At 39.9% G+C, this 23,595-nt stretch carries 23 protein-coding genes and 1 pseudogene; 21 read left to right on the top strand and 3 right to left on the bottom strand.

Annotation, left to right across the window (positions count from 1 at the left end; translation table 11 throughout):
* Window positions 1-635 precede the first annotated feature (635 nt).
* From greA to MKY11_RS12485, 3 genes are all read left to right on the top strand, one after another.
* Window positions 636-1,109 (top strand): transcription elongation factor GreA, encoded by a 474-nt coding sequence (greA, locus tag MKY11_RS12495; RefSeq protein WP_007501433.1) that lies wholly within the window; start codon window positions 636-638, stop codon window positions 1,107-1,109.
* Between the two features lie 50 nt (window positions 1,110-1,159).
* Window positions 1,160-2,902, top strand: a complete 1,743-nt coding sequence (locus tag MKY11_RS12490; RefSeq protein ID WP_025207694.1) for a penicillin-binding protein 2 — start codon at window positions 1,160-1,162, stop codon at window positions 2,900-2,902.
* A 67-nt stretch (window positions 2,903-2,969) separates the two neighbouring features.
* Window positions 2,970-3,635: a YrrS family protein gene (locus MKY11_RS12485; RefSeq protein WP_017367687.1), complete on the top strand. Its 666-nt coding sequence runs from the start codon at window positions 2,970-2,972 to the stop codon at window positions 3,633-3,635.
* Window positions 3,636-3,776: 141 nt separating this feature from the next.
* On the opposite strand, the gene MKY11_RS12480 is transcribed toward MKY11_RS12485, so the two are convergent.
* On the bottom strand, window positions 3,777-3,983 hold the full coding sequence (locus MKY11_RS12480; RefSeq protein ID WP_024718362.1) for a YrzA family protein: 207 nt from the start codon (window positions 3,981-3,983) through the stop codon (window positions 3,777-3,779).
* A gap of 187 nt (window positions 3,984-4,170) precedes the next feature.
* Here MKY11_RS12480 and MKY11_RS12475 point away from each other — a divergent pair, with 187 nt between their 5' ends.
* The 7 genes from MKY11_RS12475 (at window position 4,171) to MKY11_RS12445 (ending at window position 9,049) form a co-directional block, all read left to right on the top strand.
* Window positions 4,171-4,812, top strand: a complete 642-nt coding sequence (locus MKY11_RS12475) for a class I SAM-dependent methyltransferase (protein WP_041506826.1) — start codon at window positions 4,171-4,173, stop codon at window positions 4,810-4,812.
* Window positions 4,813-4,827: 15 nt separating this feature from the next.
* Entirely contained in the window at window positions 4,828-5,523 is a 696-nt protein-coding gene (gene mtnN, locus MKY11_RS12470; RefSeq protein ID WP_007501428.1) for a 5'-methylthioadenosine/S-adenosylhomocysteine nucleosidase, read from the top strand.
* 45 nt (window positions 5,524-5,568) lie between these two features.
* Window positions 5,569-6,492 carry a cysteine synthase family protein gene (locus MKY11_RS12465; protein WP_024718360.1) on the top strand — a complete coding sequence of 308 codons (924 nt, stop codon included), beginning with the start codon at window positions 5,569-5,571 and terminating at the stop codon, window positions 6,490-6,492.
* A gap of 1 nt (window position 6,493) precedes the next feature.
* Window positions 6,494-7,642, top strand: a complete 1,149-nt coding sequence (locus MKY11_RS12460; RefSeq protein ID WP_047946484.1) for a bifunctional cystathionine gamma-lyase/homocysteine desulfhydrase — start codon at window positions 6,494-6,496, stop codon at window positions 7,640-7,642.
* A gap of 72 nt (window positions 7,643-7,714) precedes the next feature.
* On the top strand, window positions 7,715-7,945 hold the full coding sequence (locus MKY11_RS12455) for a YrhC family protein (RefSeq protein ID WP_017358091.1): 231 nt from the start codon (window positions 7,715-7,717) through the stop codon (window positions 7,943-7,945).
* 648 nt (window positions 7,946-8,593) lie between these two features.
* A complete protein-coding gene (locus MKY11_RS12450) occupies window positions 8,594-8,728 on the top strand; it encodes a YrzI family small protein (protein ID WP_008342648.1) in 135 nt (44 codons plus the stop codon).
* A 165-nt stretch (window positions 8,729-8,893) separates the two neighbouring features.
* On the top strand, window positions 8,894-9,049 hold the full coding sequence (locus tag MKY11_RS12445; RefSeq protein ID WP_223255651.1) for a hypothetical protein: 156 nt from the start codon (window positions 8,894-8,896) through the stop codon (window positions 9,047-9,049).
* Between the two features lie 43 nt (window positions 9,050-9,092).
* Here MKY11_RS12445 and MKY11_RS12440 read toward each other — a convergent pair.
* A pseudogene (locus MKY11_RS12440) lies at window positions 9,093-9,167 on the bottom strand (YjcZ family sporulation protein); the annotation flags it as partial.
* A gap of 318 nt (window positions 9,168-9,485) precedes the next feature.
* On the opposite strand from MKY11_RS12440, the gene MKY11_RS12435 reads away from it, so the two are divergent.
* From MKY11_RS12435 to MKY11_RS12415, 5 genes are all read left to right on the top strand, one after another.
* Window positions 9,486-10,088, top strand: coding sequence for a methyltransferase domain-containing protein (locus tag MKY11_RS12435; RefSeq protein ID WP_039167119.1), 603 nt, complete (start codon window positions 9,486-9,488; stop codon window positions 10,086-10,088).
* 425 nt (window positions 10,089-10,513) lie between these two features.
* The gene (fdhA, locus tag MKY11_RS12430) at window positions 10,514-11,728 is read left to right on the top strand and encodes a formaldehyde dehydrogenase, glutathione-independent (RefSeq protein WP_017367682.1); all 1,215 of its coding nucleotides are present in this window, start codon (window positions 10,514-10,516) and stop codon (window positions 11,726-11,728) included.
* Between the two features lie 209 nt (window positions 11,729-11,937).
* A complete protein-coding gene (locus tag MKY11_RS12425; protein WP_100325253.1) occupies window positions 11,938-12,882 on the top strand; it encodes an ABC transporter ATP-binding protein in 945 nt (314 codons plus the stop codon).
* Window positions 12,883-12,901: 19 nt separating this feature from the next.
* Window positions 12,902-14,068, top strand: a complete 1,167-nt coding sequence (locus MKY11_RS12420; RefSeq protein WP_342501456.1) for an ABC transporter permease — start codon at window positions 12,902-12,904, stop codon at window positions 14,066-14,068.
* Window positions 14,061-15,182 (top strand): ABC transporter permease, encoded by a 1,122-nt coding sequence (locus MKY11_RS12415; protein ID WP_274660631.1) that lies wholly within the window; start codon window positions 14,061-14,063, stop codon window positions 15,180-15,182. Before MKY11_RS12420 ends, MKY11_RS12415 begins: the two co-directional genes overlap by 8 nt.
* Before the next feature lie 138 nt (window positions 15,183-15,320).
* On the opposite strand, the gene MKY11_RS12410 is transcribed toward MKY11_RS12415, so the two are convergent.
* The gene (locus tag MKY11_RS12410) at window positions 15,321-16,214 is read right to left on the bottom strand and encodes a LysR family transcriptional regulator (RefSeq protein WP_008342630.1); all 894 of its coding nucleotides are present in this window, start codon (window positions 16,212-16,214) and stop codon (window positions 15,321-15,323) included.
* A gap of 130 nt (window positions 16,215-16,344) precedes the next feature.
* Here MKY11_RS12410 and MKY11_RS12405 point away from each other — a divergent pair, with 130 nt between their 5' ends.
* From MKY11_RS12405 to MKY11_RS12380, 6 genes are all read left to right on the top strand, one after another.
* Window positions 16,345-17,787, top strand: coding sequence for an alanine/glycine:cation symporter family protein (locus MKY11_RS12405; RefSeq protein ID WP_342501455.1), 1,443 nt, complete (start codon window positions 16,345-16,347; stop codon window positions 17,785-17,787).
* Window positions 17,784-18,941 carry an iron-containing alcohol dehydrogenase gene (locus MKY11_RS12400; protein ID WP_342501454.1) on the top strand — a complete coding sequence of 386 codons (1,158 nt, stop codon included), beginning with the start codon at window positions 17,784-17,786 and terminating at the stop codon, window positions 18,939-18,941. Before MKY11_RS12405 ends, MKY11_RS12400 begins: the two co-directional genes overlap by 4 nt.
* 232 nt (window positions 18,942-19,173) lie before the next feature.
* A complete protein-coding gene (locus MKY11_RS12395) occupies window positions 19,174-19,923 on the top strand; it encodes a glucose 1-dehydrogenase (RefSeq protein WP_007501410.1) in 750 nt (249 codons plus the stop codon).
* Between the two features lie 371 nt (window positions 19,924-20,294).
* Window positions 20,295-21,485, top strand: coding sequence for an MFS transporter (locus tag MKY11_RS12390; protein WP_342501453.1), 1,191 nt, complete (start codon window positions 20,295-20,297; stop codon window positions 21,483-21,485).
* 99 nt (window positions 21,486-21,584) lie between these two features.
* Entirely contained in the window at window positions 21,585-22,625 is a 1,041-nt protein-coding gene (locus MKY11_RS12385; protein WP_008342621.1) for a 2,3-butanediol dehydrogenase, read from the top strand.
* Window positions 22,626-22,751: 126 nt separating this feature from the next.
* Window positions 22,752-23,582 (top strand): manganese catalase family protein, encoded by an 831-nt coding sequence (locus MKY11_RS12380; protein WP_216894738.1) that lies wholly within the window; start codon window positions 22,752-22,754, stop codon window positions 23,580-23,582.
* Window positions 23,583-23,595: the final 13 nt, after the last annotated feature.

Below are 23,595 nucleotides of genomic sequence, written 5' to 3'. Positions count from 1 at the left end.
AACAAAGACCTTTACGACGTAAAGGTCTTTTCAACATCCTGCTCTTGTAGTCAATACTTTAGTAATGGCTAGTCCGAAATCATCGGTGAGCATTGTAAGAAGTAGTCCCTGAGTAAAAGATTTGATATGATAGGAAAACAATGCTGCGAAATGAAGACAGGAAAATCACGATGGGATGCTGAAAGTTTCAGTTATTCCTGCTTTGTAAAAGTATATTAAAAAAACGACAAACAAATCATCACAAATTTTCAAACAATTCTTGATCAAAATGCAATTTTGTAATAATATAGCATAGACATATCGTACACTGACCATATTATGTATTGGAAGATGGAGAATGGATAAGCTATTCTTCTACATATGATCGAAATGGCCGAACGAGGTACAGGAGCTTCCTGTGCCTTTCCACAGTTTGTGCGATGAAGATAATACATCATCATGAGACCGCTGCTGTTCCTGCCTAATAAAAAGGCATAATAGTTGCATCTAAAAGGGACGCCATGTAAGATGGACTTTTACGAATATGGGACAGAAGGAATGAGGGCCGGAATATGTCCTCATTCTTGTATATTTCAGTCGTCACTCACATGCAGAAAGCTTGTATGATGAGGATTAATAGAAGGAGTGAATGATTCATGGCACAAGAGAAAGTATTTCCAATGACAGAAGAAGGAAAGCGCAAATTAGAAGAAGAGCTTGAATATTTGAAAACGGTTAAACGTAAAGAGGTTGTAGAGCGTATTAAAATCGCTAGAAGTTTTGGAGACCTCTCTGAAAACTCGGAATATGATTCTGCTAAAGAAGAGCAAGCGTTTGTAGAAGGTCGTATTACAACGCTTGATAATATGATTCGTAATGCCAAAATTATTGAAGATGAAGGTAACTCAAATATTGTTTCACTCGGTAAAACGGTGACATTCGTTGAATTACCGGACGGTGAAGAAGAGTCTTATACGATTGTAGGAAGTGCAGAAGCTGATCCGTTTGAAGGCAAAATTTCAAACGATTCACCAATTGCAAAAAGCCTTTTAGGCAAACAAGTAGACGACAAAGTCACGGTTCAAACACCTGGCGGAGAAATGTTCGTCCAAATTGTAAAAATTTCATAATTACGTTTATACGATCAACACCTCGTCCACAATAGGGACGAGGTGTTTTTATGCTGAAAACAAGAAGAATCCAATGGACAGGTGTCATTATTTTTATCTTATTGCTCGGTCTCCTATTTAGACTAGCGGAAATTCAGTTGTTTTTCACAGAATCTTTTTCAAAGCTTGATATTAATTTGATCCAAGAAAGTGTCAGGCAGCGAACAGAAGAAGTAGTCATTTCAGACGGACGCGGCGAATTTTTAGATCGAAACGGCGAGGCACTTCTCACAAAAGAAGAGCCTGCGGTCATCATATTTCCTTTCCTGCAATATGACCTCCCTCACTTAAAGCAAACCGCTTCTATACTTGAGATGGAAGAAGATGAATTGAAGAGCCAGCTGACAGAAACGAAGAAACCACTCATTTTAAAAGATGATATCACGAAAAAAAAGCTAAAAGACATCAATGATATGAAATATTCAGGTGTTTACGGCGTATATATGAAAGAGAAGGACAAAAAAAGACTTGCCCTCCACACATTAGGTTTCACAAGCGAGAATCCAGAACTATTGAGAAAACGTTATCCGGACAAAAAAGAGCTTTCAATCCGCACTGAGATCGGTACATTCGGTTTGGAAAGTACATTTGACGAATTTCTATTACCAGAGCAAGACACAAAATTGTTATACCATGTGGACGGAAGGGGAAACCCTTTGTTTGGGATGGACGTCAAATATACAGCAGAAGCTCATTCATTTTATCCGCTGCAAGTGCAGACAACCATGGACGAAGACATGCAAAGGGAAATGGAGAATGTTCTCAAAGCACAAGGTGTTGAAAAAGGCGGAGCGGTTCTGCTCGACATTCAAAATAGCAGTGTGCTGGCGATGGCGAGTGTTCCAAATGTGACCAGCAAAAACCGGCATGAGGCAAGAAATTACATGCTGACCGCAATGGCTCCCGGTTCTGTATTTAAAACGGTCGTACTTGCCGCAGCGATTGAAAAAAACTTGAACCAGCCACAAACGATGTATGATTGTCGAAAGAATTTATATGGAGAGCCAGAAGGAAAGCAGGAAGTACTGAATCTGTCTGAAAGCTTTGCGCAAAGCTGTAATTATACATTTGCGACACTCGCTGAGCAGCTCATCCAAACAGATGATCAAATCCTTGAAAAGACAGCTTCAAAGCTTGGGCTTGTGGATCGAGCCGGCTGGGAAGGGGATGTATATCACAAGCAACAATTCAAACAGTTTGATCGTGAAGAAACAGGCAGTGTGTGGGGAGATAAAAGAGACAAGCATGTCAAAAAAGCCATTGCGCAAACGGCGATTGGTCAAAAAAATGTCAAAACAACCCCCTTACAAATTGCCAATATGATGGCAACGATTGCAAGGGGTGGAGAACGAAAAGAAGTGAGGATTGCAGATAAAGTGATGTATCAAAACGGAACAACGATGCTATCCTTTCAAAACAAACGACCTGATGGTGACAGTATTGACCGCTATACAGCTCAAACCTTGCAAAAGTACTTAAGGCAGGTGGTGACGTCTGACAAAGGAACAGGAAGAAGATTTCAAGACCTGCCGTTCCATATAGCAGGGAAATCAGGCACTGCCCAAACCGGCAGCAAAGATAAACAGGGGAATCCACTTTATCACAAGTGGTTTGCCGGATACTTTCCGGCAGAAAAACCAAAATACGCTCTCGTCGTTGTTCACCTTGATGAGGCAAGTGGCCGGGCTAAGACAAATGAAGCGTTTTATGATATTGTAAAAAAGGTCAATGAAATTGAAAAGAAACAGACATAGAACATCCCTTTATGTCATGTTAGAATAGTAACGACTTAGGGAACAGAGGCAAAGGAGTGCAGAGATTTTGAGTAGAAATTCTCGATTTGAACATCGTGATAAGCGCAGAAAGGCGAATATGGTGCTTAACATATTAATTGGTATCGTTGTGGTGCTTATTTTGGTTGTCGCATCGAGTTTGTTAATTTTTAATAAACCGAAAGATACAAATGTAGCAGACGAACCATCCAAAACAGCACCGGCATCGAGTGAAAATAAACAAAACTCAGAAGAAGATGTGAAAGATCAAAAGAAAGATACATCCGATGATGCGGATGCGAAAAAAGACGATTCATCTGACAAAAAAGACGATACAAAGAAAACAGATGATGAAGAAGAGCCAAACAAAGATGCGTTAAAAGATGCCACAGAAACAGATGGCGGTAAAACAAGTGACGTAGACAAAACATATGAAAACGATAACTGGGAGCCTGTAGGAACAGAGCAATCGGGATCACATACAGCAACCTATGATGCTAACTCAAAAGACTGGAAAGAAATGATCAAAGCCATGTCCTATGCGACAGGGATCTCAGAAGATCAAATGACTGTTATTTGGTTAGGAAATAACGGAGGACCTCAAGATGCAAAAGGAACCATCCGTGATAAATCAACAGGTGAACGCTACCGTGTAGAAATTACGTGGGTGGACGAAAAAGGCTGGAAACCTGTGAAGGTTGAAAAATTAAAATAAAATAAAAAAGTTGCATGCAAAAAGGCTAAAATGAACTTCATTTTAGCCTTTTTCTTCTTTTTAGCGTGATAGAAAACCTTTGCAGTCTAGGAAGGACTAGCACCGGCGCACAGACCTGACTGCCTACACGCTGATCTTTTTTTATGAGACATTCGCTTTAAAATGAACAACTGCTGTATACAAAATCTTATCATCAATGACAGTCGTTTGATGACTCACAGAATGAACAGTCAGCAAGATCGCCTGATTATGTTCAATTTGTTTTTGGATCTTTTGTTCAAGTTCTTTTAAAGACGTTGCTTCAAAAAATTCAATTTTGTCCTTTAAAAAATCCAGTTGAAAATCCATTTCATTCATCCCTCCATGCTCTAGATTCATCATAATCTCTCCCATTCAAAAGGGCAAATATTTTCCCACCCCACTCAGTATTTTTTAGTAGGAAAGAATCAGAAGATGTGGTAGGATAGGAACTGTTCGACGGAATAAAACATACTATACGCATAGGAATAAATAGATAAAGTGGAGGGAAAGAAAAATGGGACGTGAGTTTCTTTCTTTATTTGATCATTGGGCTGAATCTTATGATGACACTGTAAGTGGTCATGACGAGCAATATAAAGAAGTGTTTCGCCGGTATCCGGCCATTCTAAAAGAGATTACTCGCCGTGCAGGTCAACATGTCATTGAGTTTGGAAGCGGCACAGGAAACTTAACAGCGGCACTGCTTCAAGCAGATAAGAAAGTGTTTGGCGTTGAACCTTCAGAGGCCATGAAGAAAGCGGCTCTTCAAAAAGGAATACCAAATGTATTTCATGACGGAGATTTTTTATCGTTTCCAGCCCCGCCTTTTGAGCCTGATACGATCGTCAGTTCATATGCTTTCCATCATTTAACGGACGAAGAAAAAAAACAAGCCATCCACACCTATGGCAACATCCTTCCCTCAGGTGGTAAAATAGTCTTTGCTGATACAATGTTTCAAAATCAAGCAGCACATCAAGCGGCAACGAACAAAGCGAAAGCCGCTGGGTTCGATCAGCTTGCAGAGGATTTAGAAACGGAATATTATCCATCCATAGGTGTGTTAAAGCAAATCTTTGAAGAAGAAGGTTTTAGCACATCTTTTCATCAAATGAATGATTTTGTGTGGATCGTAGAAGCGAAGAAAAGGGAATGAAAGGATGTTTTTGATTTGAAAATCGCAGTGATAGGTGCAATGGAAGAAGAAGTGACGATTTTAAGAGACCAACTAAAGAATGCCACACAAGAAAACATCGCTGGGTGTGAATTTACAACAGGTGTTTATGAAGATAAAGAAGTGATTTTATTAAAATCAGGGATTGGAAAAGTAAATGCAGCGGTCAGCACAACACTTCTGCTTGACCGCTTTCAGCCAGATTATGTGATCAATACAGGATCAGCTGGCGGTTTCCATCACTCATTAAATGTAGGTGATATTGTCATCTCTACAGATGTTAGACATCATGATGTGGACGTGACGATCTTTGATTACGAATATGGACAAGTGCCAGGATTACCAGCTGCTTTCATCGCAGATGATCAGCTTGTGAAGCTGGCAGAGGAATCTGCTTCAGAAATCGATCATATTCAAGTGGCAAAAGGAACGATTGCAACAGGAGATTCATTTATGGATGATCCTGGTCGTGTCGCGTTTGTGAGAGAGAAATTTCCAGAGCTGTATGCAGTGGAAATGGAGGCAGCAGCAGTTGCGCAAGTTTGCCATCTATTTGAAACGCCATTTGTGGTCGTTCGAGCGTTGTCAGATATTGCTGGGAAAGAATCCAATATCTCTTTTGATCAATTTCTAGAGCAAGCAGCGATTCACTCAACAGACCTTGTCCTGCGTATGATAAAGCAAACACAATAAAAGAAGGGGTTCCCCCTTCTTTTCCATACAAAGGAAGGGATTTATATGGCTGTCATACATGATATTACGGAATTAATTGGCCACACACCGCTTTTAAAACTGTCAGGGATGGGTGTGCCGGCAGGTGTTGATGTTTATGCAAAACTTGAAATGATGAACCCAGGCGGAAGTATTAAGGATCGCCTAGGTGATATGCTGATTAAAGAAGCGCTGGCATCGGGCAAACTGCGCCCAGGCGGAACCATTATTGAAGCAACTGCAGGAAACACAGGTATCGGGCTTGCGCTAAGTGCAAGAAAACATCAATTGCATCCGATCTTCTGTGTACCAGAACATTTTAGTCAAGAGAAACAACAGCTCATGAAGGCGCTTGGTGCAGAGATTATTCATACACCAAGAAAAGATGGGATGAAGGGTGCGATTGATCGAGCCCTTGAACTAGAGGCAAGCCTTGACAATGCTTATTGCGTCTTACAATTTAAAAACCAAGTAAATCCATTGACTTACTATAAAACGCTCGGGCCAGAAATATGGTCTGACCTCCAAGGGAACATAGACGTGTTTGTAGCAGGAGCGGGCTCTGGCGGAACGTTTCAAGGCTGTGCTGCCTATTTAAAAGAGCAAAAAGAAGCGCTAAAAACAGTGATCGTGGAACCAGAAGGATCTATTTTAAATGGCGGAAAGCCGGGACCGCATAGAACGGAAGGAATTGGCCTTGAATTTATTCCAGATTATATGGAATCGACTTTATTTGACGAGATTTATACCGTCAGTGACGATGATGCTTTCCGAATGGTGAAAGAAGCAGCTGAAAAGGAAGGTGTTCTGCTCGGAAGCTCTTCTGGAGCCGCTCTATTTGCCGCTTTAGAGGAAGCGAAAAAGGCATCACCTGGGACAGTGATCGTGACCATTTTTCCTGATAGCAGTGAACGTTATCTAAGTAAAGGTATTTATGAGGGAGGAAAATAAAATGAAGCCAAAAACAATGATGATTCATAGTGGAATCACTGGTGATGAAAAAACAGGAGCCGTGTCTGTTCCCATTTACCAAGTCAGCACCTATAAGCAGCCTAAAGCAGGCGAGCACACTGGATATGAATATTCCAGAACTGCGAATCCAACAAGAACAGCACTGGAAACAGTCATTCGTGATCTTGAAGGCGGGGCAAACGGCTATGCATTCGGTTCAGGGATGGCTGCAATTACAGCTGTGATGATGCTGTTTAACAGCGGAGATCATATCGTACTGACTGACGACGTGTACGGCGGAACCTATCGTGTGATGACAAAGGTGGTCAACCGGATTGGCATTAAAGCCACATTTGTAGACACAAGTGATCCTGAAGCGGTGAAAAAAGCAATTTTACCAGAAACAAAAGCCGTCTATATTGAATCACCAACCAATCCATTGCTGAAAATGACCGATCTACAAGCCATAAGCCGGATCACAAAAGAAGCTGGCATCTTGATGATTGTCGATAATACGTTTTTTACCCCATATTTTCAAAAGCCGATTTCATATGGGGCTGACATTGTCTTGCACAGTGCCACAAAATATTTAGGCGGCCATAGTGATGTGGTGGGCGGACTTGTCGTGACAGCTACTGAAGAGCTTGGTGAAGAACTGCACTTTGTTCAAAACTCTACAGGCGGTATTCTTGGACCGCAAGATGCGTGGCTTCTAATGCGAGGGATGAAAACGCTCGGACTAAGAATGGAAGCACATCAACAAAACGCGCAGAAAATCGCTGAGTTTTTAGAACAGCATCCTGCGATTACACGTGTCTATTACCCAGGTTTAAGCGCTCACCCAGGTCATGAGCTTGCAAAAACTCAAGCAACAGGCTTTGGCGGTATGATTTCTTTTGATATTGGAAAAGAAGAAAATGTCGACGTGTTTTTAAGCCAATTAAAATTGTTTACAATCGCAGAAAGCCTAGGGGCGGTTGAAAGTTTAATCTCTGTTCCTGCTCGCATGACCCATGCATCCATTCCAAAAGAGCGCAGAGAAGAACTTGGCATCACAGATGGTTTAATCCGTATTTCTGTCGGTATTGAGGATATTGATGACTTATTACATGATATTGAACAAGGGCTCGACGCAGTAACGAATGGATAGATTTACATGCCCCTCGCATTCTCTCACTATGGTAAGCTATCAATAGACATTGATAACGGGAAGGTGAAACAAGTGAAGAAAAAGTGGGATGGTTTAGTGACAGATTACAAGCAATACGCTTTTATTTTGCTTGCTGTCAGCACCTTTTTATATATTGGTACGATTTTACCGAATCAGCACATAGAAGCATCACCAAAAATGCTGATGCTGGCAGTTGATTGTGTTTTCCTATTGGCTGCTTTTCTTTGCGTGAAACGTGCGATCTTTTTTCAAAAAAAGCTACAAGAACTAGATGAAGATTAAATAAAAAGTCTCCTCATATGATGAGGAGACTTTCAGCGTGTAGACAAACCCTCGCATTCTTTGTCAGTCCTGCGTGCCGGTGCTCACGAATGTCAAATTCGCTCCGCGCCGGTACTCGTCCTTCCTAGAATTCAAAGGTTTTCTATCACGCTGAAAAGAAGACAAAGGGCTAAAATCAAGTTCATTTTAGCCCTTTGTCAACATTCTGAAGTTTCCTCATGTGATGAGGAAACTTTTTTTTAATTGCACTGGATAATCGGACAAGAATCACTGTAGAAATTTAGTCAAACACACAAAAATCATCTAATTTACTAAAAACAGGTTTACAAAATGGTGCTCGCTGGATATACTTACAAAGTAATTAAAAACGTAAAGGAGGCTGAAGAATATGTTATTCGTATCTACTTGTGATCAATTCAACAACCAATTTCATCATGTCATCAGCCTGTGGAAGAGCTCGTGTCCTTCCTTTACCTTTTACGGTTCACGCTACAAAACTGTTTAAGTAAACGAGGATTTCACGTATCATCCATCGCAGGTTAGAAGACACTGTCTTTTGATCTGCGTTTTTGTGTGCCCGCAGGTCAACTGATAAAGAAGATCTGCGGGCTATTTCGCGTGCTGCGAACTGAAGGGAGGTGAGCGTATATGACAATCCATTTATTTTTTATTACTTTGACGATCCAACGTAAATACAAGGACATTGAAACCGTTCTTTATGAACAACAAGTCGAAACATTTTATGAAGAAATGAAGCAGAAACAACTAAAGTACATGAACTAAAAAGGACAATAAAAACATGAAAAGGAGGAGATTGACATGTTTATGATGCTTGCAATGCTTGATTGTTATACAAGGGAGAAGGACCAGGTTTAGACACGCTCCACATTGATCACCTGCACATATGATAACCGTAAAAGGAGATTGTGAGGTGATCAATGAATGTCAATGTCACCATATATGAGGTTTCCGTCAGTGGGGCACGGGTATGCGTCTATTCCGCATTCTTTAAAGCACGGATACGGCAATCCATACAGAATGCAAAGAGAGCAAGAAGAAATGCTCAGACGCTATATGTACAATTATCCAACTTATTGGTATTAAAGAAAAGGAGCAGGAAACGTTATCGTTTCCTGCTCCTTTTACATTAGCAAATCCAGCTTGCACCGATGATGATTAACAAAATGAACAGTACAACAAGCAATGCGAATCCGCCTGCAAAACCGCCACCGTAGCCACCGCAGTAGCCTCCAGAATAACCGCCAAAGCCCATAATCTAGCACCACCTTTATCTAATCAAGATACATTCATAAAATATGCAGCTCATGCAGAAAACGAAATCAATCTGAGCACAATTAATGAAAATGCCTATTTGTTTAAATATTTTTCATTACGTGCGAAACATTTTCAGAAAAGGTGCCGTCTAATAAAAGACAAAGAAATTAGGACTAGGTCTTAACTTTTGTTAGGCGAGAGCCGATATGAAAAGTAAGAAAATTCGTAAATAGTTTTATTTACTGGTGCAAAGCAGGTGTTGACATTGATTCAAAGCTGGATTGGAAAACAAATGAGGGAACCAAAGGGCTTGTTCTCAAAATGGGTTGCCCGCTATATGGAAAAAAATCATCATAATATCAATCAATGGACGATTCAACTCTTAAATATACAAGAAAACGACCGGATTTTAGAAATTGGTACTGGAAGAGGTATGACATTATCTAAAGTAGCGGAAAAACTTGACCGAGGGAAAGTATATGGAATCGATGCTTCGCATCATATGGTAAAATATGCGAAAAGAAAACATAAGAGGCTTGTCGAGCAGGAAAAAGCCGTTATCACACTTGGAAAAGCTGAGCAATTACCTTTTGAAGACAGATCATTCAATAAATTGTTCACAGTGCAGACCATCTATTACTTGCCAGATATCGAACAAGTCATGAAAGAGGTATATCGTGTTCTTCAAGTGGATGGAGAAGTATTCTTATCTTTTCAAAAGCAGGAACTAATGAAGGAACAAAAACGCTCACAGTCTCTTTCAACGTACAGTGAAGAAGACATCAGCTGTCTTTTTTCAGCGTATCACTTTAGAGACGTCTCTGTTTACCATTATGATACATACATCTGTATCAAAGCCTTAAAATGATGAAAATATTTCCCAGGTAATGAACAAGCACTCAAAAAAAGGCTCTTCGCCAGAAGGGCCTTTTTTGCATGTGGGAATTGATCATTCATCAATAAAAAAGACTCTTCACAAGAAGAGTCTTTTGCATTCATTTCATATGTAGGGGCCAGCCAGGTGTGTAAGGAATGATAGTATATATAAGGAATTTGTTTGTCGATTAAGGATACCTGTCTGGCTTATTCCTTATATCGACAATGTTCTGCAAATGTTTAGCTTTTTTTTCAATATTTTCTTTTTTATTTGACTGGAAAATACATTTTTCTCTCCTAGATAGACATTTGTCACTTATTTTTTGAGTCAATGTGCGGTTAAAAGAAGGAAAAAGCCCGAGAAAGAGAGAATTTTGGAGAGACTTCATTTTTAAACAAAAAGGGAGGAATGAAAACATGTCGGGAAACAAAGGTGTCGTTTACAAAGGAGCAGGAAATGTAGCAGTTGAGGATATTGGATACCCTGATTTGGTTTTAAGGGATGGCCCTGGTGTACCTAAAGCCAATGTTGGACGTAAGTGTGAGCATGGCGTCATTTTAAAAGTGGTGACAACAAACATTTGCGGGAGCGACCAGCATATGGTAAGAGGGCGCACAACTGCGCCTGAAGGACTTGTCCTTGGTCATGAAATTACTGGTGAAGTCGTTGAAGTTGGACGAGATGTAGAGTTTATCCAAAAGGGTGATCTCGTATCAGTTCCGTTTAATATTGCCTGTGGCCGTTGCGTCATGTGTAAGGAACAAAAAACCCATGTGTGTTTAAATGTGAACCCCGATCGACCTGGCTCAGCTTATGGTTATGTAGATATGGGCGGATGGGTTGGCGGCCAATCAGAGTACGTCATGGTGCCATATGCTGATTTCCAGCTGCTTAAATTTCCGGACAAAGATCAGGCGATGGAGAAAATACTTGATTTGACGATGCTTTCCGATATTTTCCCGACAGGTTTTCATGGTGCGTATTCGGCTGGCGTAAAACCAGGCTCTACTGTCTATATTGCTGGTGCAGGGCCAGTAGGTCTTGCAGCAGCGCATTCCGCTCAGCTCCTTGGCGCTTCTGCTGTCATCGTCGGCGATCTCAATGAACAAAGGCTCGAGCAGGCGAGAAGCTTTGGCTGCGAAACGATTAATTTACGAAAACATGATCGAATCGGTGAACAAATGACAAACATCCTTGGAGAGCCAGAAGTCGACTGTGCGGTCGATTGTGTCGGTTTTGAAGCTTCAGGTCATGGAGATCAAGGAGAAGCACCAGCCACCGTTTTAAATACAATTATGGATATTACCAAAGTTGGCGGTAAGCTTGGAATTCCAGGACTTTACGTCACAGAAGATCCAGGTGCTGTGGATGAAGATGCAAAAGTTGGATCTCTGAAAGTGCGAATTGGACTTGGCTGGGCCAAAGCCCATACCTTTGTGACAGGCCAAACCCCTGTCATGCAATATCACCGCAGCTTGATGAAATCTATTTTAAGCGGAAGGGCACAAATCGCCAAAGCCGTTAATGCGACCGTCATTTCCCTTGATCAAGCCCCTAAAGGATATAGCGATTTTGATTCGGGTGTGGCGAAGAAATTTGTGATTGACCCGCATGGCATGATTTCTAAATAATGATCCATCGAAAAAAACTTACAGGATTTTTCCTGTAAGTTTTTTTGTTTATAAATATAAAAAGACCTATACTGTTCTTCTACATTTCATAACGTGGTAAAATGAGTAAATTGGAAAAAATGATCTTTAGTTGAAAGACATACCATAAAATAGTTGGCAATGATTGGACAGGGTTATGATAGATAGGAAGAATAGAGGAGAGATTGCGATTGCTAAAAGTACAAAACATCATCAAAAATTATGAAGGTAAACAAGTATTAAAAGGGGTTAGCTTCCACTTAAAACAAGGTGAATCATTTGGACTGTTGGGCCCTAATGGTGCAGGGAAATCAACCTTAATCGGTATCATGACAGGACTTATACATGCAACGAGCGGGACTATTACGATTGGAGGCATTGATCTACATAAAGAAACAAAGCATGCACAGCAATTGATTGGCATTGTTCCGCAAGAGATCGCTTTATATTTAGATATGTCAGCAAAAGAAAATTTAACGTTTTGGGGGAAAATGTATGGACTTAAAGGAGAAGAATTAAAAAGCAGAGTACAAGAAATCCTTGAATTAATTGGTCTGGGCAATAGAGCGAATGATAAGGTGAAAGTATTCTCAGGAGGGATGAAAAGAAGAGTGAATATCGGATGTGCGATTTTGCATCGGCCAAAACTATTAATAATGGATGAGCCTACAGTGGGTATAGACCCGCAATCCAGAAATCATATATTAGAAACAGTTAAAACGCTAAATAGTGAAGGAATGACGATTATTTATACGAGTCATTACATGGAGGAAGTCGAATATCTATGTGAAAAAATAGCTATTATGGATCAAGGTTCTTTCATTAAGGTAGGTGATTTAAGTGAATTGGCTGAGCTTGTTGGAGAAAAAAGAGAAATCATTTTTACGATTAAATGTGAACAAGGACAAAAGGATATGGAGCGAGTGTGCCAATATATAAATGAATACCACCCACTGAATGACTTTATGGTGCAGGAAAATCAAATCAAATTATTTGATGACAATCCTCAGCATTTACTAAGTCAACTTATTCAAGGTGTAACCGCATTAAATGTTCAATTAATTTCAGCAGAAGTTGTAGAACCAAATTTAGAAAATGTATTCTTGTATTTAACAGGTAAGAAATTACGAGACTAGATCGAATAGAGGTGAGTATATGAGTATTTGGGTTGTACTGAAAGATCTATTATTGTTTTTTAGGGATAAGAAAAGCTTTTTTACACTTTTTTTTATGCCTATCATATTAATTGCTATATTAGGTGCAGCATTTGGAGACAACATGAAGAAAGATAGCGAAATTAGGATCAATTCATTTCGAGTAGGAATAACAGATCAAGATAAGTCCGCTACAAGTAAAATGTTTCTTTCAACATTGTCTAAGAGTGAACTCAGTGACATATTTGAAGTGAAGGTCACCTCGAAAAATCAGCTAGAGAAAGATTTAAATAGTAGAGACATTACAATGGGTATAATCATCAAGCCGAATTTTGAAAAAAGCATATTAAATCACGATCATGTGCAATTGAATATTTTGAAAGGACCTAATTCAAGCTTACAGGAAATGGTCCTAGAAAATGTGGTTTTGCAATTCTTTCAAAATTATCATATGAATCGTATTCTGGTGCCGTTGAATCAAGGTAAAGAAGTGGAGGTCGTGTCTGATCAACTGAAAAAAGAACTAGTGAACGAAAGGAACATTCATATCAACAGCCAGCCGATTACATCCTTCCAATACTACGCAGGCGGGATGGGTGTGCTTTTTTTATTAATGACTGTTGTTTTCTTGGTTGGCAGTATGATAGAGGAAAAAGAAGAAGAAGTCTATAAAAGACTACTAGTATCAAAGTTAAGCAATACTAGTTATATCATTGGAAAGTTATTGGGCATTTTTTTAATGAGTATGATTCAACTTGCGGTCATTATTTTATTTACTAGTTTTGTCTTTAAGGTGAATTGGGGAGAGCCTTTTACTGTTGTTATGATCGGATTTAGTTTTATATTAAATGCTGCGGGTTTAGGGGTGCTGATTGGTTCTTTTATCAATAGAGAAAAAACGTTTAACAGTGTGGGGATTTTAGGAACTCAAGTGTTAGCTGCTTTAGGTGGGAGTATGGTGCCTTTATACTTATTCCCACAATGGTTGATGAATATCAGCTATTTTTTACCTAATTCTCTTGCACTTCAAATGTTTTTGAAAAGTATGGCAGGTGCTGATTTTAGTGAAATTCAAAGCGGATTATTACTTAGCTGTGGGATGGGACTAGCTTTCTTCATCATTGCTTTATTAAGAATGTCTTTTGAAAGGAAGCATCGCTATGCATAAAATATTAGCCATTATCACGTTAAAGTTAAAAGAAACATTAAAGTCTCCATTGGCTCTCATTTTTTTATTTGTTATGCCAATCATATTTAGTTTTATCTTTGGCAGCACGGCATCAGATACAAAGAAACCCACAGTTGCTTTTGTTCAAAATCCTCAACAAGACGAACTAAATCAGGAAATATTAAAAATGCTCAAAAAGAACACGACATTTCTTTGGATAAAGGCGTCTGAAATTGAAGCGGAAGAATTAGTATCTGATGAAAAGGTAATTGCGTCGGTTAAAGTCTCTGATCAATTAGAGTCCCATTTAAAAGAAAATAAAGAGATTTTTGATGTGACAGTTTATAAGAAAACTGAGGAATATGCAGTCTTATCTCCCTATTTAAAAGAGGCAGCAGCGATCATTTATCAGATCAATTACGGTGTGAAAGATCAGAGAAGTGCTTCTCTCACCACTGCATTGAATAAGTTAAATGAATCTGGCACCATTTCGTTGGTTGAAAAAAATCAAGGTGGTCAAGCAAGCCAGCAACCAAATTTAATACCGCTTGGCTTTACCATTATGTTTATGATGTTTGCGATTTCAAGCTCTTTGTCATCTATACATTTGGAGTATAAAAATTATACATGGCAAAGATTGCTTTCGAGTCCAATCCATAAAATATATGTACTTCTGGGCTATTTAATGGCATATTTCCTTCTTGGATGGATACAATTGGGTGTTCTTTTGACCATCTTATCTATTTTCTTTAATGTCTACTTAGGCAACCTGTTTCTTATTTTATTGTTCGGATCATTTGTTATAGGCCTTGTCGTAAGTTTAGGGTTTATGATAGCTACTTTATCTCCAACGAAAAAACAAGCTGAAATCTTTAGTGCAATTGTCATTGTAGGATCGTGCATGCTGGGTGGTATTTATTGGCCTCTAGATATCGTTCCAGACATTATGAAGAAGATTTCTTTGACTATACCGCAAACATGGATGATGTCTGGTTTTGGTGAGATCATGAGCGGCAATGTTAATCTTTCTATCTTATTATTAGATGCGACGGTTTTAATTGCTTTTACGGTGATCTTTATGATCATTGGTTTGAAGAGTATCAGATCCTATTAATCCTTTGTTCTTCTAAAAAGCCCTCTATAGCTATGTAGAGGGCTTTTTGTATACACGTGATTTACTTTAAATGATTGGATAACTCGTTAATATTTAATGGTGAAAGAAATTGAAGGCTGCCCAAATAAATATTTCAGATTACCCATTGAGAAGGATATATTCCTCTGTTAAATCAACAAACGCCTTCAAAGCAGGAGACATCCATTTATTTTTATGCCAGAATAGTTGGATTTTCGTTGTGAGACAGGGTCCCATCCAATTGATTTTAATCATATGGCCTTCTGTTATTTCTCTTTTTATAGAAATTTCGGGAAGTACAGCAATTCCTAAACCAGCCATTACACATTTTTTTATGGCTTCTACATCTGCTAGTTCTAGTTTACTTCTCGGTTTTGCTCCTGCCTGTGTCAAAGAGTGTTCGAAGGCGTAACGATAATCGCAGTCTTCAGTTAACAACAATCTTTGCTCGTCTAAATCGATAGGATATACTTTTTGTTTTTTGCTCAATGGATTTGTTGGACAGCATACAATGGCCATCGGTTCATCTTTTAATTCTTTTACAATTAAATGTGAGGATACGACAGGATTCATCGATAATAGGGCGACATCAATTTGTCCTTCCAGTAATAGATTTAAAACATCCTTTTCAGCTATTCCGGGACGGAAAATCAGTTCTACTTTAGGATACGTTGTTTGAAAGTCCGTTAAAATATGAGGAAGTCGATAGGTACATTGTGTTTCAGATGCACATATTCTCAAAATGCCGCTTGGCTCACTCATCCCGCCAACAGCCTCTAATGCTTCTCCTGTTAAACCTAAAATCTTATCCGTATAATCTTGAAACTTCATGCCAGCTTCTGTTAAAATTACCCTTTTTCCAAGCCTTTCAAAAAGAGGGGTTCCTAACTCTTCTTCTAATGCAGCGATATTTGCCGTGATACTAGATTGAGCATAGCCAAGTATTTGTGCTGTTTTTGTAAAGTTTAATACTTTTGATGCTGTTTGGAACATCATCAGTTGCTTTATTTCCAACGTCAATCCCTCCTAAATCGGATGAGCCGATTGATGCAATCAGAAAACTTCTATAGATAGATCATAACATTTTTACTATGATAAAAGTAGGCGCTTTCATTATTTAGAATGTTCAGATTTTGTAGGGGGGATGGCTTTGTTTGAAACGATTGTCAATTCAATAAATGACTTTTTATGGACATATATTTTAGTCGTTATGTTAATAGGGATTGGAATCTACTTTACGATGAGAATGAAGTTTATGCAAATTGTCTTACTAAAAGAGATCTTCCGTTCTATTTTTGAAAAAGCTCCCAAAATAAAAGGGAGTCAAGACATTTCTTCAATGCAAGCTTTCTTTATCGGAGCAGCGACGAGGATTGGAACTGGAAATATGGCAGGTGTTGCTATTGCCATCACAGTTGGTGGTCCTGGAGCTATTTTTTGGATGTGGTTTGCAGCAGTTTTAGGGGGAGCTTCTGCATTTGTCGAAAGCACACTCGCTCAAATATATAAAGTGAGAACAAGTGATGGTTTTAAAGGGGGGCCAGGCTATTATATACAAAAGCAATTTGGACTGAAATGGCCGAGTAGGATCTTTGCCTTTTCTGTTATTCTTAGTTTTGGCTTAATTTTTAATGCAGTACAAACGAACACCATCACAAATGCCTTTCGATATTCATTTGGTATCAGTCCAATTGGCATGGGGGTATTCGTAACCATTCTTACGGCTTTCATCATTTTTGGTGGTGTAAAGAGAATTGCCCGCTTTACCCAAATCATTGTGCCAATCATGTCCTCGTTTTATATTATCTTAGCACTTTATGTGATAGTGACAAATATCGCTGATGTACCCGCAGCATTAGCAAGTATTATGAAAAGTGCGTTTGGATTAGAGCAAGTGGTTGGAGGCGGAATCGGCGCTGCAATAATGAACGGTGTCAAACGCGGTTTATTTTCCAATGAAGCAGGAATGGGAAGTGCACCAAATGCAGCTGCTGCTGCCCATGTTTCACACCCAGTAAAACAAGGGTTTGTTCAATTATTAGGCGTATTTTTTGATACATTAGTTGTTTGTAGTTGTACAGCATTTATTATTATGCTATCAACAGTAGAAACAGCAGGTGATTTGTCAGGTATTGAAATTACTCAAGCTGCAATGGCGCAGCATTTCGGTTCTTGGGCTAGTATTTTCTTAGCATTTGCGATCTTTACTTTTGCATTTAGCTCCATTGTAGGTGGCTACTATTACGGTGAAGCCAATATCGGTTTTATTCATCACAGTGTAACCGCGCTATTCGTGTATCGAATCACTGTTTTAATGATGATCATGTTTGGTGCTCTCGCCAACTTACAAATCGTTTGGACGTTAGCGGACTTGTCGATGGCGATTATGGCTATTGTTAACTTGGTTGCCATTGCGATTTTAGGCAAATTTGCTTTTGCGGCTCTAAATGATTACATGGGACAAAGAAAGGTAGGAAAGAACCCTGTTTTTTACGCTTCTACCATTCCAGGTTTAAAAGGAATAGAATGGTGGGGAGCAGAAAAACAAGCGATTAAATCAACAAATGAAGGGGTAGAAAATCAATGATAAATTTTGAATATGATTGTCATACGAAAATGATCATGGGGACTGGAAAATCTAAAGATATTGCCTCTATTGTAGAGGACATTGTTTTGCCTAGTGCTACAATTATGATTGTGACTGACCCTGGTGTAAAAAGCGCAGGATTGGCGACGCCTATTGAAGCGTATTTGCAAGAAGCTGGTTATTCAGTTGTCGTCTTTGATCAAGTATCTCCAAACCCAAGAGATCATGAATGTCTAACGGGTGCAGAGCTCTTTAGAAAAGTACAAGCATCAGCGGTTATTGCGATTGGTGGAGGCAGCCCGATGGATACGGCAAAAGCCATTGCTTTATTAGGTCCAAATGGCGGTAATCCTGAAGAGTATATAGCAGGGAAGAAGGCGTACACAAATGTATCACCCTTAATTTGTATTCCAACCACGGCTGGAACTGGCTCTGAGGTGACCCGTTCATCTGTGATTACGTTAGCTGCTTCACATAAAAAAATCACCTTAAAACATGCCTTGCTTCGACCAACTATTGCGATTTTGGATCCTGCTCTTACTTCAACGGTGCCAAAAAGTATAACAGCGGCAACAGGTGTTGATGCACTGGTCCATGCGATTGAAGGCTATACATGTAAAGAAACAAACCCTATTTCTAAGGCGATGGGGGCAAGCGCAATGAAAACCATTGTGACCTATTTACCGAAGGCGTATGAAAACGGATCTGATTTAGAAGCAAGATACAAAATGCAGGAAGGCAGTTTACTCGCTGGCTTATGCTTCGGTTCCGCTGATGTAGCAGCCGTGCATTGTTTAGCGGAAGCGCTCGGCAGTCTTTATGATACGCCTCATGGTATCGCAAATGCTGTGTTTTTACCTTATGTCATACAATTTAATGCAGCTGAAAACAAATCATTGCACATAGAGCTTGCAAACATTATGGGCTTTGCAGATAAAACGGATGCAGATGATGTGGCGATTCAAAAATTAATGGATGGTATGTATACATTCACAAAGAATTTAGGTATTCCATCACTAAAAGAATTATCTTATGTAAAAGTAGAAGATTTTGAAAAAATGGCTGAACTAGCAGAACAAAACAACTCTACAAAAAGCAATGTTCGTGCCGTTACGAAAGCGGACTACTTAGATATACTAAAGGCTGCTTTTTAAGTCATACAGAAAAAGAGCCGAATAGAATGACTGAATGATAAACACAAACTTTCCCAGACTTTACACAAGAAGCAAACGACTATGTCGTCAATATGGAGAATTACAAATATACCACCCTCCTAATGTATGATTTAGGTGGTGGTTTTTCTATGTCCCATTTGACTAGGTATCGTGTATACATGAGTGGTATGATAGACGACAACATCTCATGAGAGAAAGGATAGGATAAACGATGAATTTTCACAATAAAACAGTTGTCATCACTGGCGCAGCCAATGGAATTGGTGAATCGATCGCGTATGGCTATGCGAAAGAAGGGGCGCGTGTTGTGCTTGCGGATATTGACGAAGAGAAGGGCAAGCGCTTGGAAGATCAGCTGAAAAAGGAGTCCTTTGAGGCTTTTTTTAAAAAAACGGATGTGAAACAAGAGAAGGATATTCAAGACATCATGTCGGCTGCTGTGGCTCGTTATCAAACGATCGATATTCTCATCAATAATGCAGGGGTTATGTGTACAAAATCGCCTTATGAGCTAACGGTTGATGAGTTTGATCATGTGCTGCATACAAACCTACGAGGTGCTTTTTTATGTGCAAGGGAAGCGGCGCGTTATATCAAAGAGAATCCAAACGGCGGTTCCATTGTGAATATTTCATCTACCCGTGCGACCATGTCAGAGCCTCATACAGAAGCGTATGCTGCATCAAAAGGCGGGATATCAGCACTTACTCATGCGCTGGCTGCTTCTTTTAGTCAGGATCACATAACAGTAAACAGCATTTCCCCTGGGTGGATTGAAACGAAGGATGAGAAAAATTTGCGAGAAATTGACCATCAGCAGCACCTTTCCAATCGAGTAGGAACGCCAAAGGATATTGTCAAAGCTTGTTTTTATTTAACAGATGAAGACAATCAATTTGTGACAGGAACCGATTTGGTTGTTGATGGCGGCATGACTAGAAAAATGATTTATGCGGATTAACATGAAAAAATATTGACGCCTTGACGGAGGCGCAGTACAATATAGAACAATTCAGCTGAAGATCGTGATGAAAAAAAGATAAAGCGCAAATAGAGAAGAGTATGTAATGGCTGCCTCACACAGAGAACTCCGTGAAGCTGAGAAGGAGCTGGGAAGCGTTACAGAACCAAGCCTCTTAGCTCTGCACCGGATTCATTGTGATGGTGATGCAGCGGCATTCTCCCGTTATAGAGAAGGGTTAGCGATAACCTGCTAAGGTTCATCTGGTAACAGGTGAATGAACTGAGGTGGCAACGCGGAGTCAATCCCGTCCTCAAGACAGAAATGTCTTGGGGGCGGGATTTTTTTATGACAAAAAGGAGGGCACCACGATGAAAAAACATTGGCGGGATATGAGCATGTTACTTGGAGCGATTGGTATTGCGAACATAGGAGAATGGATTTATATGATTGCTCTCCATCTGCTGATTTTTCAGGAAACGGGCTCCGTTCTTGCTGTAACAGCCGTCTATATGTTAAGACCTGTCTCGGCTCTTTTAACAAATAGCTGGTCTGGTAGTTTAATAGATAGACTGAATCAGCGGAATGTCATGATCAGTCTAGATTTATGCCGGGCCATTCTGATTGCTTGTTTACCCTTTGCCTTATTTTCAGGCCACTTATTGATCGTATATGTGATGCTATTTCTCATTCATATGGCACAAGCCATGTTTCATCCAGCTTCGATGGTGTATATGACAGCACTAATCCCGGCGGATAAACGAAAACGGTTTAATGCCATTCGATCTTTGCTTCAGTCTGGTGGATTTTTACTCGGACCCGCCGTAGCAGGGTTGCTTTTTCTCATTGGTACACCAGTCCTTTCAATTTATGTAAATGCAATCTGCCTTTTGATATCTGCTGTTTTGACGATGTGTTTACCGACTTTGTCAAAAGCAGCCGGGGCACAAAAAGGCTTTTCTCTCTCAGTATTAAAGGAAGATGCAAAACTTGTACTTCATTTCAGTCTCACATCCCGTCAAGTGATGGCCGTGTATTTATTATTTAGTGCCGCCATCACGGTGCTACCGACTGCGATTGACTCACTTGAAGCAGCTTTTGCAAAGGAAGTGCTGATGTTGACCAATACCGAATATGGGTTTCTTGTCAGTGTAGCTGGAGCAGGGATTATCGCAGGGGCATGTCTTAATACGGTCATTGTCGAAAGGCTGCCTATTTCAGTGATGCTTGGTGCGGGGAGTTTGTTTGTGGCTTTTGGATACTTGATCTATGCTTTTTCAAGCACATTGACTGTCGCAGCAGCTGGCTTTTTTGTTCTCGCTTTCTTTTTAGCATTTGCAAACACCGGTTTTATGACTTTTTATCAAACGAATATCCCGGTAGAGGTTATGGGGAGAGTGGCAAGTTTTTATGCGTTATGTGAAGCTGTTCTGACGATGATGATGACAGGAATATGCGGCGCATTGGCGCATGTTTTATCGATACGTACTTCTGTCATGATTGGCTGCTATGTATGTTTCTTATTTGTCTGTTGCTATGTTTTGTCATTTTTCGTCCATTGACTGTCAAAAAAATAGTGCATCTTACTTAGAAAATTAAAAAAATTATGTTATCATTATTTAAGTAAGTTAATTAAATTGATGAGAAAAGGAGTCTTACAAATGAAAGCACTACGCTGGCACGATCAAAAGGACATTCGACTAGAGGAAATTGACGAACCAACAGTTGCTCCAGGAAAAGTGAAACTGAAAGTAAAATGGTGCGGCATTTGTGGTAGTGATTTACATGAATATTTAGGCGGACCGATCTTCATTCCTGTGAACGAACCTCATCCACTTACAAAAGAAAAAGCACCCATTACACTGGGACACGAGTTCTCTGGTGAAATTGTAGAAGTTGGAGAAGGCGTGAGTAATTACAAAGTAGGCGATCGAGTGGTTGTTGAACCTATTTTTGCAACTCACGGGCACCAAGGTGCTTACAACTTAGATGAAAACATGGGCTTCTTAGGACTTGCTGGTGGCGGTGGAGGATTCTCTGAATATGTATCTGTCGATGAAGAATTACTTCATTTGTTACCAGACGAAATTTCATATGAGCAAGGTGCACTTGTTGAACCTTCTGCAGTTGCTTTATATGCGGTTCGTTCTAGTAAAGTGCAAGCTGGGGATACAGCAGCTGTGTTTGGCTGTGGACCAATCGGTTTACTTGTCATTGAAGCACTAAAAGCAGCTGGTGCTACTGACATTTATGCAGTGGAATTATCAAAAGAGCGCCAAGAAAAAGCAAAAGAACTTGGAGCGATCATTGTAGATCCTTCTCAGTATGAAGATGTTGTTCAAGAAATCGCACGCCGTACAAATGGTGGAGTCGATGTTTCTTTTGAAGTGACAGGGGTACCTGTTGTATTGAAGCAAGCAATCCAATCAACTAGAATTTCAGGTGAGACAGTCATTGTAAGCATTTGGGAAAAAGGCGCAGAAATTATGCCGAATGACATTGTCATTAAAGAACGTACAGTCAAAGGAATCATCGGCTACAGAGATGTTTTCCCATCTGTATTAAACTTAATGAGAAAAGGCTATTTCTCTGCAGATACACTCGTCACGAAGAAAATCAAGCTGGACGATGTGATCGAAGATGGCTTCCATGCATTAATCAATGAAAAAGATCAAGTGAAAATTTTAGTCAGTGCTGAATAAGTAGGACGATAAAGAGAATGGCAGACGCCGTTCTCTTTTTTTATAAGGGCATTCGATTTTCATAAAGAGGGGATCGGCTGAATAGTGATAAGTGCAAAGATGTTTGTAAATAAAGGAGATGACATCATGTTTTATCACATTAAAGAACTGCAATATGAAGCAAAGCCCTCTAAGCCGGACCCTCTTTATGCGAAAAAATTACAAGAGGTGTTAGGCGGTCAATATGGAGAAATCAGCGTGATGATGCAATATTTATTTCAAGGGTTTAACTGCCGAGCGGATCAAAAATATAAAGACTTGCTCCATGACATTGGAACGGAGGAAATCGGTCATGTCGAAATGCTGGCAACGATGATTGCTCGATTACTTGATAATGCCCCAGTTAAAGAACAAGAAGAAGCGTATCAAAGTGATCCAGCACTTGCAGCCGTCATGGGCGGAATGAATCCTCAACATGCAATTGTTGCAGGCTTAGGGGCAATGGCAGCAGATAGTCAAGGGTATCCGTGGAATGCAAAATATATCATTGCAAGTGGAAATTTAATGGCTGACTTCCGGGCAAATTTGAATGCGGAGTCACAAGGCAGACTTCAGGTTACACGGCTTTATGAAATGACCGATGACCGCGGAGTGAAGGACATGCTCTCCTTTCTCATTGCTCGTGATACATATCATCAAAATATGTGGCTGGCTGCAATTAAGGAATTAGAAGAACGAGAAGGGGATGTCGTTGTTCCAACCACCTTCCAGCGCTCACTGGAAAAACAGCAAGTATCCTATGATTTGTTTAACTTCTCAAGAGGAGAAGAAAGCAAAGAAGGCAGATGGGCACATGGCCGAAGTATGGATGGAAAGGGAGAATTCAGATATATTTCTGCCCCTGTCGTGTTCGGCTCTGCGCCTAAACTCAAACCAGCACCGAAAGAACTATATAACACACCGAAAAAAGGAGAATAAAAAAAGTCGATCA

Source organism: Bacillus sp. FSL W7-1085 (assembly GCF_038595035.1).
Classification (GTDB): Bacteria; Bacillota; Bacilli; order Bacillales; family Bacillaceae; genus Bacillus; species Bacillus altitudinis.
This window is presented reverse-complemented; position numbering and strand designations above follow the sequence as displayed.

What these genes read in the sequence shown, in the direction of transcription:
- greA (WP_007501433.1), top strand. Translation starts at nt 636, where the DNA reads ATGGCACAAGAGAAAGTATTTCCAATGACAGAAGAAGGAAAGCGCAAA.
- MKY11_RS12490 (WP_025207694.1), top strand. Translation starts at nt 1,160, where the DNA reads ATGCTGAAAACAAGAAGAATCCAATGGACAGGTGTCATTATTTTTATC.
- MKY11_RS12480 (WP_024718362.1), bottom strand. Translation starts at nt 3,983, where the DNA reads ATGGATTTTCAACTGGATTTTTTAAAGGACAAAATTGAATTTTTTGAA.
- MKY11_RS12475 (WP_041506826.1), top strand. Translation starts at nt 4,171, where the DNA reads ATGGGACGTGAGTTTCTTTCTTTATTTGATCATTGGGCTGAATCTTAT.
- MKY11_RS12465 (WP_024718360.1), top strand. Translation starts at nt 5,569, where the DNA reads ATGGCTGTCATACATGATATTACGGAATTAATTGGCCACACACCGCTT.
- MKY11_RS12460 (WP_047946484.1), top strand. Translation starts at nt 6,494, where the DNA reads ATGAAGCCAAAAACAATGATGATTCATAGTGGAATCACTGGTGATGAA.
- MKY11_RS12450 (WP_008342648.1), top strand. Translation starts at nt 8,594, where the DNA reads ATGACAATCCATTTATTTTTTATTACTTTGACGATCCAACGTAAATAC.
- MKY11_RS12445 (WP_223255651.1), top strand. Translation starts at nt 8,894, where the DNA reads ATGTCACCATATATGAGGTTTCCGTCAGTGGGGCACGGGTATGCGTCT.
- fdhA (WP_017367682.1), top strand. Translation starts at nt 10,514, where the DNA reads ATGTCGGGAAACAAAGGTGTCGTTTACAAAGGAGCAGGAAATGTAGCA.
- MKY11_RS12420 (WP_342501456.1), top strand. Translation starts at nt 12,902, where the DNA reads ATGAGTATTTGGGTTGTACTGAAAGATCTATTATTGTTTTTTAGGGAT.
- MKY11_RS12415 (WP_274660631.1), top strand. Translation starts at nt 14,061, where the DNA reads ATGCATAAAATATTAGCCATTATCACGTTAAAGTTAAAAGAAACATTA.
- MKY11_RS12405 (WP_342501455.1), top strand. Translation starts at nt 16,345, where the DNA reads ATGGCTTTGTTTGAAACGATTGTCAATTCAATAAATGACTTTTTATGG.
- MKY11_RS12400 (WP_342501454.1), top strand. Translation starts at nt 17,784, where the DNA reads ATGATAAATTTTGAATATGATTGTCATACGAAAATGATCATGGGGACT.
- MKY11_RS12395 (WP_007501410.1), top strand. Translation starts at nt 19,174, where the DNA reads ATGAATTTTCACAATAAAACAGTTGTCATCACTGGCGCAGCCAATGGA.
- MKY11_RS12390 (WP_342501453.1), top strand. Translation starts at nt 20,295, where the DNA reads ATGAAAAAACATTGGCGGGATATGAGCATGTTACTTGGAGCGATTGGT.
- MKY11_RS12385 (WP_008342621.1), top strand. Translation starts at nt 21,585, where the DNA reads ATGAAAGCACTACGCTGGCACGATCAAAAGGACATTCGACTAGAGGAA.
- MKY11_RS12380 (WP_216894738.1), top strand. Translation starts at nt 22,752, where the DNA reads ATGTTTTATCACATTAAAGAACTGCAATATGAAGCAAAGCCCTCTAAG.